Raw genomic sequence first — 16361 nt, forward strand, 5'->3', positions numbered from 1 at the left:
GGATTAGTTTTAATAATTAAGTATAGCATATAAAAAATAAGCTTCCATTGATTCACAGAAACTTATCTCAATAATTCTTATTTATGATCAGCTGGAAATTCAATTCCGGCACTTTTCCTTAAATCAAACAATACTTGATTAACTGTCACACTAAGTTTTTGCCATTTTATATAATCAGCTTTGTTCGTTACGTCATTGGGGTTATTGATGACTCTAGCAAAATCAATCGCTTCAGCTAACATCGGATTTTTAGCTGGTTTTTGACTAAGTAGTTCTTCTTTATCAGAGCCATCTCGATAAAGAACCTCATTTAATTCAGCTGCATTATCCATCACAATTGTGTCTTTTAGGCCATAGATTTCACTAGTTAAATATGAATTTGCTGTCTTACCAATATTTAAGGTCACTCTAAAATCTTCATAAGTTAGAATTGCGACACCTTTACCATCAACACCTGTTGGTAACATTGTTGGATAGTACTGAACTTCAAGTGGTGTACCAAACCAAGAAATAGCATTATAAACAACGTAAACACCTAAGTCTTGTAATGCACCACCAGAAAATTTTGGTGAGAAGATATTAGGTTCTTCACCTGCTAAAATAGCATCATAACGTGACGAATACTTCATATAAGTTAAAGTTGCGCCTTGGATGGTCTCTAGTTCAGTTACTTTTTGTTCAATAATTTTGAAATTATCTTGATGAATTTGTCGAGCTGCTTCAAATAATTGACTTCCAGGATGTTCCCTAAGAACCGTCTGAATAGCGGCCATTTCTGTTGGATTTGAGACCACTGGTTTTTCGGCAATAACTTTTTTACCAGCTTCAATCGCTAATTTAATTTGTTCAAAATGTAAACTATTCGGAGAAGCAATATAGATTACCTCAAATTTATCTGAATTTAAAAATTCTGTCATATTATCGTAAAAATTTGTTGCACCATATTTTTCACCAAAATCTTTGGCTTTTAATTCGGTTCTTGAATAGACACTAGTCAATTGAAATTCATTAGATTCATGCGCTGCTTCAACGAATTGACCTGTAATCCAATTTGTACCAATAATACCTAATTTAATCATACCCAATACCTCCATTTTATTATTAAATTCATTATAACAACAATTGAACCGTTTTCATAACGATTGCTTTATTTCAATTTTGTGACGATAGATTAAATTTATATATATTTTGGGCAATTCTTTCCGCTTGTTAGCTAAAAGTGCTATATTTAAGTAGAAGAGTTCTAATTAGGAGGGATAGCTGTGAAGAAACGTAGTTTTGCACTACTAGGTGCATCATTTTTTATTGGATTAACGAAAGATATTAAGTCTATAACCGCACCTAAAACTAAGGTTTCTTTACCTATTTTTTATGCTGGACATTGGCTATTCTACGATGAATTAAGTCATCGACACCATAATTTGGATATTTCATCAGACCTCACAATTCGAATTGACGAACGTGCACTCGATGGTAAGATTGAACATATAGATGAGCGTGAACTTAGTTTCTTAGATGAATATGGTTTTCATCTAAGAATTGATGCAAACGATCAAGGACCAGTGAGTTTGTTTGACGAAGCAGATAACCGGACCTATCCCATTAAATTAGCCCCAATTGTAGAATCACAAGATGATAAAAATGAAGATGTAGATTAACAGAATTTTGTTGATTATCATCTTCATTTTTTGTTTCATTACACGTTTAAATAGTCTAAAATAGTTAAATACGCATTTTAATATAGAAACGAGGACCTTTTTCCATGAACAATGATCACCTAAAACGAGATATTGGCTTTTTCGCTGCCCTTTCAACTGTAATGGGAACAGTTATCGGCGGAGGCGTTTTTTTTAAAGTTTCAAGCGTTACACAACAAACCCAATCTGCTAACTTAACTTTATTTGTTTGGTTACTTGGTGGCTTTTTAACTATCTGTGCTGGATTAACCGCTGCAGAACTTGCAGCCGCCATCCCAGAAACTGGTGGCGCCATTAAATATATCGAATATACTTATGGCCGTTTCCCAGCATTTTTACTTGGCTGGGCACAAATAATCATTTATTATCCAGCAAACATTGCAGCTCTTTCAATTATTTTTGGCACACAATTAATTAATCTTTTCCATCTTGATTCACATTTAATTATCCCATTTGCTTTAATTAGTGGAATCAGTATCACATTGATTAACTTTTTAGGCGCCAAAGTTGGTGGTACCTTTCAATCAATTTCATTAGTTTTAAAATTATTACCTATTATTGTCATTGTGATATGGGGGATTTTCACTCCTGGACAAGTGACGTTTAGTTTAATTCCGTTAACATCCGGCGCGCACCAGTCTTTCTTTACTGCTTTAAGTGGCGGCCTTCTTGCGACCATGTTTGCTTATGATGGCTGGATTGGGGTTGGAAATATTGCCGGAGAGATGCACCATCCAGAACGTGATTTACCGAAAGCCATTATTTCAGGATTATTTTTCATCACAATTATCTATACATTAATTAATTTTGTTTTTCTTAAGGCTCTTCCTATTTCAGGATTAGCTGGCAATTTAAATGCAGCTTCTGATGCCTCAAGACAACTATTTGGACAATTTGGTGGTAAGTTTGTGACCGTTGGTATCTTAATTTCAGTCTACGGTGCCACTAACGGCTATACGTTAACCGGTATGCGCGTTCCATATGCGATGGCCTTAGAAAACCAACTCCCCTTTAGTAATTGGCTAAAACGCTTATCTCCTCATACGAGAGTTCCATATATTGCGGGCTTTTTACAAATAAGTATCGCAATAATAATGATGTTCTTAGGTAGTTTTGATTTATTAACAGATATGCTTATTTTTGTTATTTGGATTTTTAATGTACTAGTTTTCGTTGCTATCTTTATATTACGAAAACGTGAACCTGAATTAAATAGACCCTATAAAGTTCCTTTATATCCAATCATTCCAATCATCGCGATTATTGGGGGTATTTTTATACTCGTTGCGACACTATTAACACAAACGACGTTAGCACTTGTTGGTCTATTAATAACGGGACTTGGCATTCCTGTTTACTTTATTCATCAAAAAAGCCAAGGATAATTATACAAATAAAAACATTCAACTTTTAGAGCCAGATAGGCTCATATCCCTTAAGTCGAATGTTTTTATTTTTTATAAATTATTTAAATAGTTACTATATCCAGCAGCTTCCATTTCTGCTTCAGGAATAAACTTCAATGAGGCAGAGTTAATACAATAACGTAATCCGCCTTGGTCTTTAGGTCCATCAGTAAATACATGACCTAAATGTGAATTTGCTTCCTTACTTCTAACTTCCGTTCGTTGATAACCAAAAAGACTATTATCAACCAACTCAGCAATCTTAGAACCTGGGATTGGTTTTGAAAATGATGGCCAACCGCAGCCAGCGTCATATTTTTCTGCTGAACTAAAAAGTGCTTCCCCACTAACAACATCAACGTAAATTCCTTTTTGATAGAAGTCATCATATTTACCGGTAAATGGCGCTTCCGTTGCAGCATGTTGTGTAACTTCAAACTCTTCATTAGTTAAACGTTCACGTAATTCTTTTTCAGTTTCTTTTGACATAATGGACCTCCTAATGTTTTAAGATATCATTAGAATACTCTTTTTCACACTGAATACAATTTATCTGTTTGCAAAAAAAAGGCCAAAAGTAAAATACCTTTGGTCTTCCTCATCTATTATATTAAATTGGTTATTTTTCTAAAATTGTAACTGTTTCAATATGTGTTGTTTGTGGGAATTGATCCACTGGTAAAATTGGTTTTGTAACTTTGTAACCATCATCTAAGAAGCTCTGTAAATCACGAACTAATGTTGAAGGGTTACAACTAATGTAAACAACTTTTTTAGGTTGCATTTTAAGTGTACTTTCAATAAATGCTGGTTCTAGCCCCTTACGAGGAGGATCGACAACTAAAACGTCAGGTCTTAAGTTAGCATGACTCCAGTTTTCCATCCAGTTTTCTGCCATCCCAGTTTCAAAACGAACATTATCAATACCATTAATCTTAGCATTTTCTTTCGCATCTTTAACCGCTGCAGAAACTAATTCTACACCATAGATTTGACGAGCATGTTTTGCCATTGATAATGAAATTGTTCCAATACCACTATAAGCATCAATAACTGTTTCATTACCAGTTAAACCAGCACGTTCAAATGCTGCAGCATATAATTTTTCTGTTTGGACAGGATTAATTTGGTAGAAAGAATGTGGTGAAATTCTAAATGTTAATCCATTTAATTGATCTTCAATATAACCAGGGCCAAATAAAACTTTGTTTTCGCGGCCTAAAATAACATTTGTCTTTTCAGAATTTGTATTTTGAACAATAGTTGTAACCTCAGGTAATGATTCACGGATTGCAGCAGTAATTTCAGTAAACATTGGTAATTTCTTAGAGCGTGTTACTAAGACAATCATCATTTGTTTTGAGTAATGACCACGGCGAACCATAATGTGACGGATAATCCCTTTATGTGCACGTTCGTCATATGCTTCCACATGGAAACGTTGTAAGACATCACGTACAGCTACGATTGCTTTATCAATTTCTTCATCTTGAATTAAAAAATCTTCAATTGCAACAAAATCATGACTGTTTTTCTTGAAGAATCCTGTTTTTAATTCACCAGCAATTTCGCGAACAGGCACTTGTGCTTTATTACGGTAATGGAAAGGATTTTCCATTCCAACAGCATCAGATACTTCAATATCCAAATGCGCTTTTTTCAATAACTCTTGAACTTGTGCTTGTTTGAATTTTAATTGTGCTGGGTATGCTAAATGTTGTAAAGGTGCAATTCCAGTTTGTGTATATGCTGAACCTTTTGTTTCAACACGATCTGGGCTCTCATTACGAAAAGCTAAAACTTTAGCGAAACCAAAGTTCTTGCTAACTTTCATTACACGAATACTAACTTTTTCGCCTGGTAATGCATTTTCAATAAATAATGGGTAGCCATCAACTTTAGCGACACCCATACCTTGATAAGTTAAATCGATAATTTCTGTATCAAATTCTTGGTTCTTTATTACTGGAGGTAGTTTTTTCATTGTTGTCCTTTCGATGTTCCTGCGTATTTACTTTATTCAACCATGTTTAACCCCTAAAAGTCAATAGTTGCCAACTCTAGAAATAAAACAGGATTGAGGCCTTTACCAAGCACCTCAATCCTACTTAATTTCTTAGTTATCTCTTACTTTACTAATTGTACCATTACCGTCAACATCTTCACTATGCATTTCTTGGACTTCTTTTACAAAATGTTCTTCAGCTGTAATTTCGGCAGCCGTACGACCTGACGTAATTGACGTTTCTGGCAATGCATCTGTATTCGCAAAAATTTCGATATGTTGCTTTAAATTTTTGAAAGTCATTGGTGCATCACCACCATATTCACCATCAATATTAATCATCATTTTATTATCGACTGGTTTAGCAATTAATTTAGACGTTTTAACATAAATCACACGTTTATCATTAATATGCTTCCCACCATTTAACACAAGTGCCATTAAATGCAACATTTCGGCGATATTAGTCGCTTTAACAATAAGCAAGGTAAACTTACCGTCATCAAGTGAAGCGTTTGGTACGATTTGTTCAAAGCCACCTACAGAGTTCGTCAATGCTAATAAAAACATTGATGCTTTCCCTTTAAAAATTCCCCCATCATACTCAAGGTTCATTTCAATTGGTTTCATTCTAGGTAACATTTCAGCACCTTTAGCTAAATAAGCCAGATAACCAAAAAGTGATTTAAATTGTGAAGGAACATCATAAGTTAATTCCGTTAATAATCCACCACCAGCGATATTAATGAAATATTTTTCTCCAGCTTGTCCAACATCCATTTTAACTGTGTTACCTTTTGCAATTACTTTTGCAGCAGCAACTGAATCATCCCTAGGTATTTTCAAAGCTCTCGCATAATCATTTGTCGTTCCAGCTGGAATAACACCTATCTTAGGTCGGTGCTTAAGACCAGCAATTCCATTAGCAACTTCATTAATGGTTCCGTCGCCACCAGCAGCAATTACTAAATCAAACCCTGATTTAGCAGCTCTCGTTGCTTCATCTCGAGCTGAATGTTTCTTCGCTGTCGTCGCATAAGCACTAGTTTCATACCCGGCATTTTCAATGATGTCTAGAATACTCACGAGATCACTTTTTAAAGCCTCACGACCGGATGTTGGGTTATAGATAATTCTGGCTCTTTTTCTCATTCCGTTCCTCCACATGAATCTTATTTTAATAAGATTATCTTTGCTTCAATGAGGCCATCAATAATTGATTGACCACATTAGGATTTGCTTGTCCCTGTGTTTGTTTCATGATTTGTCCGATTAAGAATCCAACAGCACGATCTTTACCATTTTTGAAATCTTCAATTGATTGTTCATTGTTATCTAAAATACCATCAATAATGGGTTGTAACTTAGCTGGGTCAGATAATTGAACAAGTCCCTTAGACTCAACCCAAGCTTTAGGTTCGCTACCATTTTTAATAATTTCTTGGAAAACTTTTTTAGCAATCTTACTTGAAATTGTTTCATCAGTAATTAAATTAATCATTCCAGCAAGATTTGCTGGTGTTAATTTAGTATCTTGTAAGTTTAATTTATTTGTATTCATGAACGCATTAACTTCACCCATTAACCAGTTAGCAGCTAACTTAGGATCTGCATCTAACTTAATTGTGTCTTCAAAGAAATCTGACATTTCTTTTGTTTGTGTTAAGACTTCAGCATCATATTCAGGCAAGCCTAATTCACTTGCATAGCGTGTCCGTCGTTTGTCAGGCATTTCGGGAATTGATTCTCTAACTTCTTGAATCCAGTCATCACTAATATGAATTGGTGGAATATCTGGTTCTGGGAAATAACGATAATCGCTAGCCCCTTCTTTGACACGCATCAAAATAGTTGTACCAGTTGGTGCATCAAAACGGCGTGTTTCTTGTTGAACAATACCACCAGACATCAAGACATTTATTTGACGTTTTTCTTCAAATTCAAGTCCTTTACGCACATTTTCAAATGAATTTAAATTTTTCATTTCAGTTTTTGTCCCATAACCGGGTTGGCCAATTGGGTTAATTGAAATATTAACATCAATTCGCATTGATCCTTCTTCCATCTTCACATCAGAAACACCGGTAAATTGAATAACTTGACGTAATTTTTCAAGATATGTGTAAGCTTCTTCAGGTGTTTTGATATCAGGACGTGAAACAATTTCAATCAAAGGTGTTCCTTGACGGTTTAAATCGACATAAGAATAGCCGTTAGGATTATGCGTATTTTTACCCGCATCTTCTTCAACGTGCATTTCTTCAATTCCGATTTTTTTCGTTTCGCCATTAACTTCAATTTCTAAGAAGCCGTTACGACCAATAGGTTCTTCTGATTGTGTGATCTGGTAAGCTTTTGGATTATCAGGATAAAAGTAATTTTTTCGGTCAAAATGGTTATCCTTTGTGATTTCACAATTTAAAGCTAAGGCAGCACGCATTCCGTATTCAATTGCCCCTTTATTGGCAGTTGGTAAAACACCTGGATAACCCCAGTCAATAACGTTGGTATTCGTATTAGGTTCTGCCCCAAAATCAACTTTTGAAGGTGAGAATGCCTTAGAGTTAGTTTTCATTTCAATATGAACTTCAAGTCCAATTGTTGTTTCAAAATTCATTAGTTTTGGCCTCCTAACGTAGGGACTTCTTTATGGAAATCAGTTGCTTGTTCAAATGCGTAACCAGCACGATACATTGTTGCTTCATCGAATGATTTCGCAATTAATTGTAATCCAACTGGTAAGCCATTTGAGAATCCAGCAGGAACTGACATGCCGGGTAGTCCAGCCAAGTTAACTGGAATCGTTAAAATATCATTCATATACATTGTAATTGGGTCTTCAATTTTATCACCAATATTAAATGCTGTATTAGGTGCAGTAGGCCCAATAATCAAATCATAATCATTGAATACATTACGGAAATCATTGCAGATTAAAGTCCGAACTTGAGCTGCTTTCTTGAAGAAAGCGTCATAAGTTCCAGCAGATAATGAGAATGTTCCTAACATAATCCGACGTTTAACTTCATCCCCAAAACCTTCTGAACGAGAACGTACATAAACATCTTCCAAACTCTTAACGTCTTGTGCACGGAATCCATAACGAATACCATCAAAACGTTGTAAATTAGATGATGCCTCAGAAGAAGCTAGAATATAGTAAACGGGCACACCATATTTACTGTTTGGTAAACTAACTTCGTCAACTGTTGCGCCAAGTTCTTCAAACGTCTTAACTGCTTTTTGAATGGCTTCTTTAACACCAGCATCAACACCCTCACCTAAATACTCTTTAGGTAAAGCAATCTTCATTCCTTTAATATCGCCAGTTAATCCAGCAGTAAAATCAGGAACAGCTTGCGCTGAACTCGTTGAATCATGAACATCGTTACCACTGATTGCATTTAAAACAGCAGCGTTATCTTTAACGCCACGTGTGAATGGTCCAATTTGGTCCAAACTTGATGCAAATGCAATTAAACCATAACGTGATACACGACCATAAGTTGGTTTTGTTCCTACGACACCATTAAATGAAGCAGGTTGACGGATAGAACCACCAGTATCTGAGCCTAAAGCAGCAATAACTTCACCTGAAGCAACTGCAGCAGCTGAACCACCTGATGAGCCACCGGGAACCTTCGTTGTATTCCAAGGGTTTTTTGTTGTTTTAAAAGCTGACGTTTCAGTAGAACCACCCATAGCAAATTCATCCATGTTTGTTTTACCAATTGTCACCATTTGTGCTTGGCGCATTTTTTCAATCACTGTTGCATCATATATTGGATTGAAATTTTCTAACATTTTGCTTGCAGCAGTTGTTGTTAAATCCTTTGTCACAATATTATCTTTAACAGCCATTGGTATCCCGGCTAAGACATTATTTGCATCGATACCAGCAGCATCAACAGCCTTAGCTTGGCTAAGTGCCATTTCTTCGTTCATTGCGAGGAAAGCAGAAATCTTTGAATCACGTGCTTTAATTTCAGCAAAGGTTGCCTTCGTTAATTCTTCAGAACTCATTTCTTTATTAACTAATGCGTCATGTAAACTTGATAAATCTTGTTTGAAATAATCCATGCTTAAGCTTCCTCACTTTCATCAATAATTGCTGGCACTTTAATAAGGCCATTTTCACTATCCGGTGCATTTTTAAAGAGTAAGTCTCGATCTGTTCCTTCTTCTGCGACATCTTCACGCATCACATTGAGAACATCTGTAATATGTGTCGTTACTGGAACGCCTGTTGTATCTACTTCTGATAATTGTTCAGCCATTCCGATAATATCATCTAATTGACTGGTAAATAGTTCTAAATCTGTATCACTGAGTTCTAGTTTAGCTAACTCTGAGACATGTTTGACTTCTTCTTTACTAATTGACATTCAAAACCATCCCTTCAAAATTCAAATTAATTTCTTTTTAATAACTGGTAAATACATGCGTATAGTATGTGCTTTCTTTAGCTGTTTTGGCAAGGAAACTTTGCATTGTCCCATCACTACCTTTGATAGTAATGTCAATTGGAATCCCTGATGCTAAATATTTCACGGCCGTTGTTGATAAATATTGAGTGAAACTAATAATCTCTGTTTCACTATAAAATTGAGTTGTAATATTGATGTGCATCCCTGTAATTGCTTTGTTTTTATATTGTACCTGTGCTGTTACACCTGCTAAATTAGGAAAGAAACTTTGAACTTCAGTTTTAAAATTCGTAAATGTCGTTTCATCATTTGTATTAGGTGATGTGGCCGTCGATGTCGTTGGGAACGTATAACTCTTAATTGAAACATCATCCCAATTATCAATCGTCGTTTTACCATTCTTATTCACAGCGTAGGCGTAGAAACTACCGCCAACTAAACTATCGTTTGGTGCTTGCTTGTACATTGCCACCATGATTGGAACGCTATCACTAATTCCTTTGGTTTTACGAAGACGAGCAACCACTTTGTTAGCAGCTTCTTTACCCTTTTCTCTCATTGTTGCATCAGAAATAACGGTTTTATATTCAGCCCCATATTCTTCTTTTTGATAATAATCAACTGAGTTCATTCCGATACCTACCGAGATACCCGAGAGTGATAATTTGCTGCCTTTTTTTGTCATAAAATCTTGTTCTTCAACTTGCTGTACATACATGGGATTACGGTCTGTTTCACCCGTTTTACCATTACTCTTAGGGTTTAATCCGTCTTTATTAGCACTTGATTCACGTCCTAACCAGCTTTGAACAGTCGTTTTTGTTAAATATTGTCCTTCTTGGAAAATATAACTGTCAGTAGCAAATTGATCTTTAGATAAATCTAACAGACCAGATTCAAAACTTTTTAAATTCAAGACATTGTCATTTTGTGTGAGTGCCACACCTCTTGATTTACTTGTTAAATATTTACCATCTTTAATGACACCTTCATAGTTACTATCACTTGTTTGGCCAGTTGTCTGGTAACCAGAACTTGATGTATTTTTAGAGGTTCCCGACGAGCCTGATGAGGCAACATTGCCACAGGCTGCTAAGAAAATTAACGAGAAACTTAACATAAGTCCAATCTTAATTTTTTTCATATGACACTCCTTCCATAACTGAGATAAATTGTTGTTCATCCCAAATTTCAATTTCTAGTTGCTTCGCTTTTGTTAACTTACTTCCAGCATCATGCCCGGCAATTAATAGGTCTGTTTTTTTCGAAACACTACCAACAACAGAAGCACCATTTGCTTCAAGCCATTTTTTAGCATCGCTTCGTTTCAACTGATCAAGTGTTCCCGTTAGGACAACTTTCTTATCCATCACGGGACTACCTTCAGCTAATTCTGCAATTTCAGCAGTTGTTTTGCCTAAAAAGGTTAAGTTAACTTGCGCATTATCCAGTTCATCAATCAATTCACGAACTTGGTCATTGGCAAAATAAGTCACAAGACTATCCGCAATCACCTGTCCGATTGAATCAATGACGAGAATATCTTCGGAAATTGCTGTCATTAATTGATGAATATCTTTAAATTCGGCTGAAACCAATCGAGCAGCCTTAGCTCCAACATGCCGAATTCCTAGTCCAAATAATAAGCGTTCCACTGAATTTTGTCGGCTAATATCAATTGCATTTAATAATTTATTAACCGATTTTTCTTTGAAATTATCTAGCGTTAACAGTTGATCGGCAGTTAACTGATACAATCCTGCAACATCACTAATTAACTTATTTTCAAATAATTGTTCAACAATTTTAGGCCCTAGTCCATCAATATTCATCGCATTTCTAGAAGCAAAATGTGCCAGACTCTCTTTAATGAGTGCGGGACATTTTGGATTGATACAACGTAATGCAACTTCTTCATCCAGATGAACTAATATTGCTCCACAAACTGGGCAGTTCGTTGGCAAACTATACACAACACTGTCTTCTGGTCGTTTATCTAAGACAACTTCAGAAATTTCTGGAATAATATCCCCAGCCTTATGCAACTTAACCGTATCGTTAATTCTAATATCTTTTTGTTTCAGTAAATCCCCATTATGCAATGATGCCCGAGAAACTGTTGTTCCCGCTAACTGCACAGGATTCATGATTGCAGTTGGTGTTACGACACCTGTTCGACCAATCGTCCATTCAATATCTAGAACTTTAGTTTCTTGCTCGTCTGGCGGGAATTTATAGGCAATTGCCCATTTTGGAACTTTAACCGTATTACCAACTTCATCATGAATCGTGAATAAATTTGCTTTAATAACAATACCATCGATATCGTAAGATAAATCATGACGTTTTGCTTGATATTCATTAATGTATGCCGAAATTTCTGTCATATCACTCGTAACACGTGATTCAGTATTTGTTCTAAATCCAAGTTTAGACAAGCGTTTTAACGCATCACTTTGAGTTTTGACATCCGGATCAACTATATAATAGATAAATGTACTCAATTGTCGTTGAGCCGTTTCAGCTGTATTTAATTGTCGTAAACTACCTGCTGCTGCATTCCTAGGATTAGCAAATACCGTTTCTCCAGCTTCCTCGCGACGTTTATTCAACGCAACAAACGCCTTTGTTGGCATGTAACATTCTCCACGAACTTCAATTGAAATGGGTTCCGTCAATGTTAGTGGAATTGATTTGACTGTTTTAAGATTTTCAGTAATATTTTCACCAATTGTGCCATCTCCACGAGTTGATCCTTTAACGAATACACCATTTTCATATGTTAACGAAATGGCCAATCCATCAATTTTGAGTTCAGTATTGTAACTTACCTCAGCATCAACTGATTTTTGTAATCGTTGATCAAATTCCGATAGTTCTTCAATGGAAAAGACATCCCCCAATGAAAGCATTGGTACTTCATGCGAAACTTTTTCAAAACCAGGCAGTACCTGGCCACCAACACGTTGCGTTGGTGAATTAGGTGTCACTAAATTAGGAAAGGCTTTTTCAAGTTCTACTAGTTGTAGGTAGTGTTCATCATAAACATGATCTTCAACTGTTGGCTGATCAAGGACATAATATTGACGCGTCCATTTGATTAAGTCAGTTTTTAATTGATTCACTCTATTAGTTGCTTCTTCCAATGTTATGGCTTGATTTGACAAACTTGAACCCTCCTTTTATTTAGTCCACTTTTTTTGTAATTGGTGCAAAAGCTGTCAACAGACGCTTAATCCCTTGTTCTTTGAAAGCAATATCAAGTTCAGCATCCGAACCTGATCCTGAAACTTTAACGATTGTCCCAGTACCCCAAGCTTTATGTTCCACTTTTTCACCAATACGCCAAACAACTGCATCAGCACCTGTACCATTATCACGTTCAACGGTTTTAGCAGGTCGACGGTATGTTGTCGCCGTCGCACGTTGATTGGAATACGATGAATTACGAGATGGTGCTGCCGTTTGATTATCTAATTCAAGTAATGACTCATCTATTTCACCAATGAAACGTGAAGCTTGATTACTTTGACGACGACCATACAACATTCTTGAAAAAGCATTTGTTAAATATAATTTGCGTTCAGCACGAGTAATTCCGACATATGCTAAACGACGTTCTTCCTCAAGTTGATCATCTTCTAACATGGCACGAGAAAGAGGGAATATGCCTTCTTCCAATCCCATTAAAAAGATAACTGGAAATTCAAGTCCTTTAGCGGCATGTAATGTCATCAATGTGACTTCTTCAGGTTCTTCTTCAATATCATCTTGTGCAGAAACTAGTGCTAAATCAGCTAAGAAATCAACATAACGGTCACTATCATCTTCTTCAGCTTCCCAACGATCATCAAATTGCTGAGTTACAGACAAGAATTCTTCAACGTTTTCAAGTCGCGTTTCATTTTCAATCGTTTTCGTCTTTTTCAAATTAGCTTCATAACCTGATTGTTTTAAAATTTCTTTTGTTAACTCGGTCACATTCAAGAACTCACGCATTTTTTGTAATCCACGAATCATTGTGGCAAATTCTTGTAATGATTTTTCAGCTTTACCAGAAATATTAGCAAGCGCTGAGTTTTCAGCACCTTCAAGCATTGTCCAATTATTCATATCTGAAAATTCACGTAATTTGTCCACACTACTTGCACCGATACCGCGTTTTGGGACATTTACAATACGATCAAAACTCATTGAATCTTGATCATTAGCAATTAAACGAATGTAGCCTAAGATATCTCGAATTTCCAATCGCTCGTAGAATTTGTGTCCACCAACCATTTTGTAAGGAACGCTTGATTTTAAGAATGTCTCTTCAATCACACGAGACTGTGCATTCGTTCGATATAAAATGGCGAAATCACCGTAATTTAAGTGATTATCTTTAATTTGTTCTTGAATTTTTTCAACCACATAATGTGATTCATCATTTTCACTTTGGCCACGGTAGTAAGAAATTTTCTCACCATCTTTATTATCAGTCCAAAGACTCTTATCACTGCGGTTCGTATTATTATCAATAACTGCATTGGCAGCATTCAGAATTGTTTTCGTTGAACGATAGTTTTGTTCCAACTTAACAACATCAGCATCAGGATAATCTTTTTCAAAATTCATAATGTTATCCATGTTTGCCCCACGCCAACCGTAAATACTTTGGTCAGCATCCCCGACGACGCAGAGATTTTTGAAACGTTCAGCTAACATGTTTACTAAGGTATATTGTGCTTCATTAGTATCCTGATATTCATCCACATGGATATATTGAAATTTATTTTGATAAAAAGCCAATGTTTCAGGCTTTTCTTTAAATAAACGGATAGTTAACATAATTAAATCATCGAAATCAACTGCTTGATTTGAGCGTAACTCTTTTTGATATGCCGTATAAACTTTAGCTACCATTTGTTCGAACATACTTGCAGCACGTTCTGCGTATTCTTTTTCTGTTAATAAATCATTTTTTGCATTTGAAATTGCTCCTAAAACGGTTCTTGGGTCAAATTTTTGTGGATCAATATTTTGTTCTTTTAAAATACGTTTTACTAAAGTCTTTTGTTCACCTGGGTCGGCAATTGTAAATGCACGATTATAACCAATTTGGTCAATATCACGTCGCAAAATACGAACACAAAGTGCATGGAATGTTGAAACCCAAACATCTTCTGCCCCTTTGTTAAGTAATTTATTAACACGTTCGCGCATCTCTTTTGATGCTTTATTTGTAAATGTGATTGCTAATACGTTCCATGGATTGATACCTTTTTCTTCAATTAAGTAAGCAACGCGATGCGTTAATACTCGCGTTTTACCACTTCCAGCTCCAGCCATAATTAAGAGTGGTCCCTCTGTTTTTAGGACAGCTTCTTTTTGTTTGTTATTCATTCCGTTCAATAAGCTTTCAGTAGTCAAATTAATCAATCCTCTCTATAAATCAGTCATTATTTATTATAGCAAAAAAACGCCTTAACTTCTTTAATTTTTATGAATATATGTCTCAACTTGTTCATAAAAAAAGACGAACCGATTCAAAACGATTCATCCTTCTAATTTCATTTAATTTGTTGTTTCTTTTTTATCCCAAATGCCTGTATCTTCAATTTGATTCAATGCTTCACGAACTGAATCTGACTGAACCAAAATATGCCCAGCACGATCTAATTTATGATTTTCAGGGTAACGATAAAAATGGTAATACCAATTATTTTTAAGAACCCACTGTGTCTTTAAATCGGCACGTTCTTCTTCTTTTAATGACACCATAACAGTTGGTGCAAGGAATTTCACTTTTGATAGTGGCAATCCACAAATGGCACGTAAATGCTGTTCATACATGCTAACGTTTGTTGCTTTATCAAAAACATACCCTGATTGATGCATAGCGGGCACGACACGTTTAACATAAATTGCACCTGATTTAGTTACAAAGTAGCCAATTTCTAATGCGCCAGTGTAGTCTAGATTTTCCGCAACTTTAATGGCAATTTTATGCATTTCAGCAGAAATTTCTGTATCTAAGTTAGCTGGTACGATTGATTCGTGTAATCGATGATCACGATATTTATTTTCAACAGCTGGGAAAAAATTAATTTCCTTACCATTTTTGATAAGAACCATTGAGATTTCTTGTTCATAAGGAATCCATGATTCTAAAATATAGGTGCCACGTTCAACCAAGTACGCCGCATCTGAAATATCAGTTTGCGTATTGAGAACACTCTGGTAACTTTTACCAAACCCTTTTTGGATTGGTTTTAAAACGCTGGGATACCCAATTGAAAGTACAGAATTATACACATCTTCTAATGATACAATTGTTTCAAAAGGTGGAATATTAATATTTAATTGTTCAAAAAAAGCTCTTTCCAACAAGCGGTCTTGCATAATTTCTAATGCATTATACTTTTGTGGCACATAAGTATATTTTGAAATATATTCAATCACTTCTGAATTAACGTGTTCAGATTCATACGTCACAATATCTGTTCGTTCAGCGAATTCTTTCAATTTATCCTTATCATTCATCTTACCTACAACAGAATAATCTGCTAATTGAAGTGTCTCACTAACTTCATTTTGACTGTATGCTGCGATTTTAAACCCTAAATTTCTTGCAGCCATAGCCAACATTGCACCCGTTGGACTATCTCCGATTATTCCCAATGTACTTCCAGGAAAGATAACTTTTTTTTCCACTATATATTCACTACTTTCTACTTTTGCTTTATACCCTTAATCATACTGTTATCCCGCGGGGCAATCAAGTTTTAACAACCATAATTTAACAATTTTATAAGAAAATAAAAAAGAGCACATTTTGCGCTCT

The 16361-nt window shown here is 35.5% G+C and carries 13 protein-coding genes; 2 read left to right on the forward strand and 11 right to left on the reverse strand.

The window, feature by feature from the left end; translation table 11 throughout:
• Positions 1-77: 77 nt before the first annotated feature.
• On the reverse strand, positions 78-1079 hold the full coding sequence (locus AC1RPY_RS04630; protein WP_481761565.1) for a Gfo/Idh/MocA family protein: 1002 nt from the start codon (positions 1077-1079) through the stop codon (positions 78-80).
• 183 nt (positions 1080-1262) lie between these two features.
• On the opposite strand from AC1RPY_RS04630, the gene AC1RPY_RS04635 reads away from it, so the two are divergent.
• Positions 1263-1658, forward strand: a complete 396-nt coding sequence (locus AC1RPY_RS04635; RefSeq protein ID WP_481761566.1) for a DUF4828 domain-containing protein — start codon at positions 1263-1265, stop codon at positions 1656-1658.
• 104 nt (positions 1659-1762) lie between these two features.
• Positions 1763-3082 carry an APC family permease gene (locus AC1RPY_RS04640; protein WP_481761567.1) on the forward strand — a complete coding sequence of 440 codons (1320 nt, stop codon included), beginning with the start codon at positions 1763-1765 and terminating at the stop codon, positions 3080-3082.
• A 72-nt stretch (positions 3083-3154) separates the two neighbouring features.
• On the opposite strand, the gene msrB is transcribed toward AC1RPY_RS04640, so the two are convergent.
• From msrB to AC1RPY_RS04690, 10 genes are all read right to left on the reverse strand, one after another.
• The gene (gene msrB / locus AC1RPY_RS04645) at positions 3155-3592 is read right to left on the reverse strand and encodes a peptide-methionine (R)-S-oxide reductase MsrB (RefSeq protein ID WP_481761568.1); all 438 of its coding nucleotides are present in this window, start codon (positions 3590-3592) and stop codon (positions 3155-3157) included.
• Between the two features lie 130 nt (positions 3593-3722).
• Positions 3723-5087, reverse strand: a complete 1365-nt coding sequence (rlmD, locus tag AC1RPY_RS04650) for a 23S rRNA (uracil(1939)-C(5))-methyltransferase RlmD (RefSeq protein WP_481761569.1) — start codon at positions 5085-5087, stop codon at positions 3723-3725.
• Positions 5088-5219: 132 nt separating this feature from the next.
• Complete coding sequence (locus tag AC1RPY_RS04655) at positions 5220-6260, reverse strand: diacylglycerol kinase (protein ID WP_481761570.1); 1041 nt, start codon at positions 6258-6260, stop codon at positions 5220-5222.
• A gap of 34 nt (positions 6261-6294) precedes the next feature.
• Positions 6295-7725: an Asp-tRNA(Asn)/Glu-tRNA(Gln) amidotransferase subunit GatB gene (gene gatB / locus AC1RPY_RS04660; RefSeq protein ID WP_481761571.1), complete on the reverse strand. Its 1431-nt coding sequence runs from the start codon at positions 7723-7725 to the stop codon at positions 6295-6297.
• Positions 7725-9188: an Asp-tRNA(Asn)/Glu-tRNA(Gln) amidotransferase subunit GatA gene (gene gatA, locus AC1RPY_RS04665; protein WP_481761572.1), complete on the reverse strand. Its 1464-nt coding sequence runs from the start codon at positions 9186-9188 to the stop codon at positions 7725-7727. Before gatA ends, gatB begins: the two co-directional genes overlap by 1 nt.
• 2 nt (positions 9189-9190) lie before the next feature.
• Positions 9191-9493 (reverse strand): Asp-tRNA(Asn)/Glu-tRNA(Gln) amidotransferase subunit GatC, encoded by a 303-nt coding sequence (gene gatC, locus AC1RPY_RS04670; RefSeq protein WP_409022077.1) that lies wholly within the window; start codon positions 9491-9493, stop codon positions 9191-9193.
• A 37-nt stretch (positions 9494-9530) separates the two neighbouring features.
• Positions 9531-10679 carry a CamS family sex pheromone protein gene (locus AC1RPY_RS04675; protein WP_481761573.1) on the reverse strand — a complete coding sequence of 383 codons (1149 nt, stop codon included), beginning with the start codon at positions 10677-10679 and terminating at the stop codon, positions 9531-9533.
• Positions 10666-12687 carry an NAD-dependent DNA ligase LigA gene (gene ligA, locus AC1RPY_RS04680; protein ID WP_481761630.1) on the reverse strand — a complete coding sequence of 674 codons (2022 nt, stop codon included), beginning with the start codon at positions 12685-12687 and terminating at the stop codon, positions 10666-10668. Before ligA ends, AC1RPY_RS04675 begins: the two co-directional genes overlap by 14 nt.
• A gap of 34 nt (positions 12688-12721) precedes the next feature.
• Positions 12722-14947, reverse strand: a complete 2226-nt coding sequence (gene pcrA, locus AC1RPY_RS04685; protein ID WP_481761574.1) for a DNA helicase PcrA — start codon at positions 14945-14947, stop codon at positions 12722-12724.
• A gap of 144 nt (positions 14948-15091) precedes the next feature.
• Positions 15092-16231 (reverse strand): 5-(carboxyamino)imidazole ribonucleotide synthase, encoded by a 1140-nt coding sequence (locus AC1RPY_RS04690; RefSeq protein WP_481761575.1) that lies wholly within the window; start codon positions 16229-16231, stop codon positions 15092-15094.
• Positions 16232-16361: the final 130 nt, after the last annotated feature.

Source organism: Dellaglioa sp. CoH-56-MRSF-12 (assembly GCF_056782075.1).

Bases quoted from the DNA above. Each gene is read 5' to 3' on its own strand.
- AC1RPY_RS04640 (WP_481761567.1), top strand. From the start codon at position 1,763: ATGAACAATGATCACCTAAAACGAGATATTGGCTTTTTCGCTGCCCTT.
- gatC (WP_409022077.1), bottom strand. From the start codon at position 9,493: ATGTCAATTAGTAAAGAAGAAGTCAAACATGTCTCAGAGTTAGCTAAA.
- msrB (WP_481761568.1), bottom strand. From the start codon at position 3,592: ATGTCAAAAGAAACTGAAAAAGAATTACGTGAACGTTTAACTAATGAA.
- gatB (WP_481761571.1), bottom strand. From the start codon at position 7,725: ATGAATTTTGAAACAACAATTGGACTTGAAGTTCATATTGAAATGAAA.
- AC1RPY_RS04675 (WP_481761573.1), bottom strand. From the start codon at position 10,679: ATGAAAAAAATTAAGATTGGACTTATGTTAAGTTTCTCGTTAATTTTC.
- gatA (WP_481761572.1), bottom strand. From the start codon at position 9,188: ATGGATTATTTCAAACAAGATTTATCAAGTTTACATGACGCATTAGTT.
- rlmD (WP_481761569.1), bottom strand. From the start codon at position 5,087: ATGAAAAAACTACCTCCAGTAATAAAGAACCAAGAATTTGATACAGAA.
- AC1RPY_RS04655 (WP_481761570.1), bottom strand. From the start codon at position 6,260: ATGAGAAAAAGAGCCAGAATTATCTATAACCCAACATCCGGTCGTGAG.
- AC1RPY_RS04630 (WP_481761565.1), bottom strand. From the start codon at position 1,079: ATGATTAAATTAGGTATTATTGGTACAAATTGGATTACAGGTCAATTC.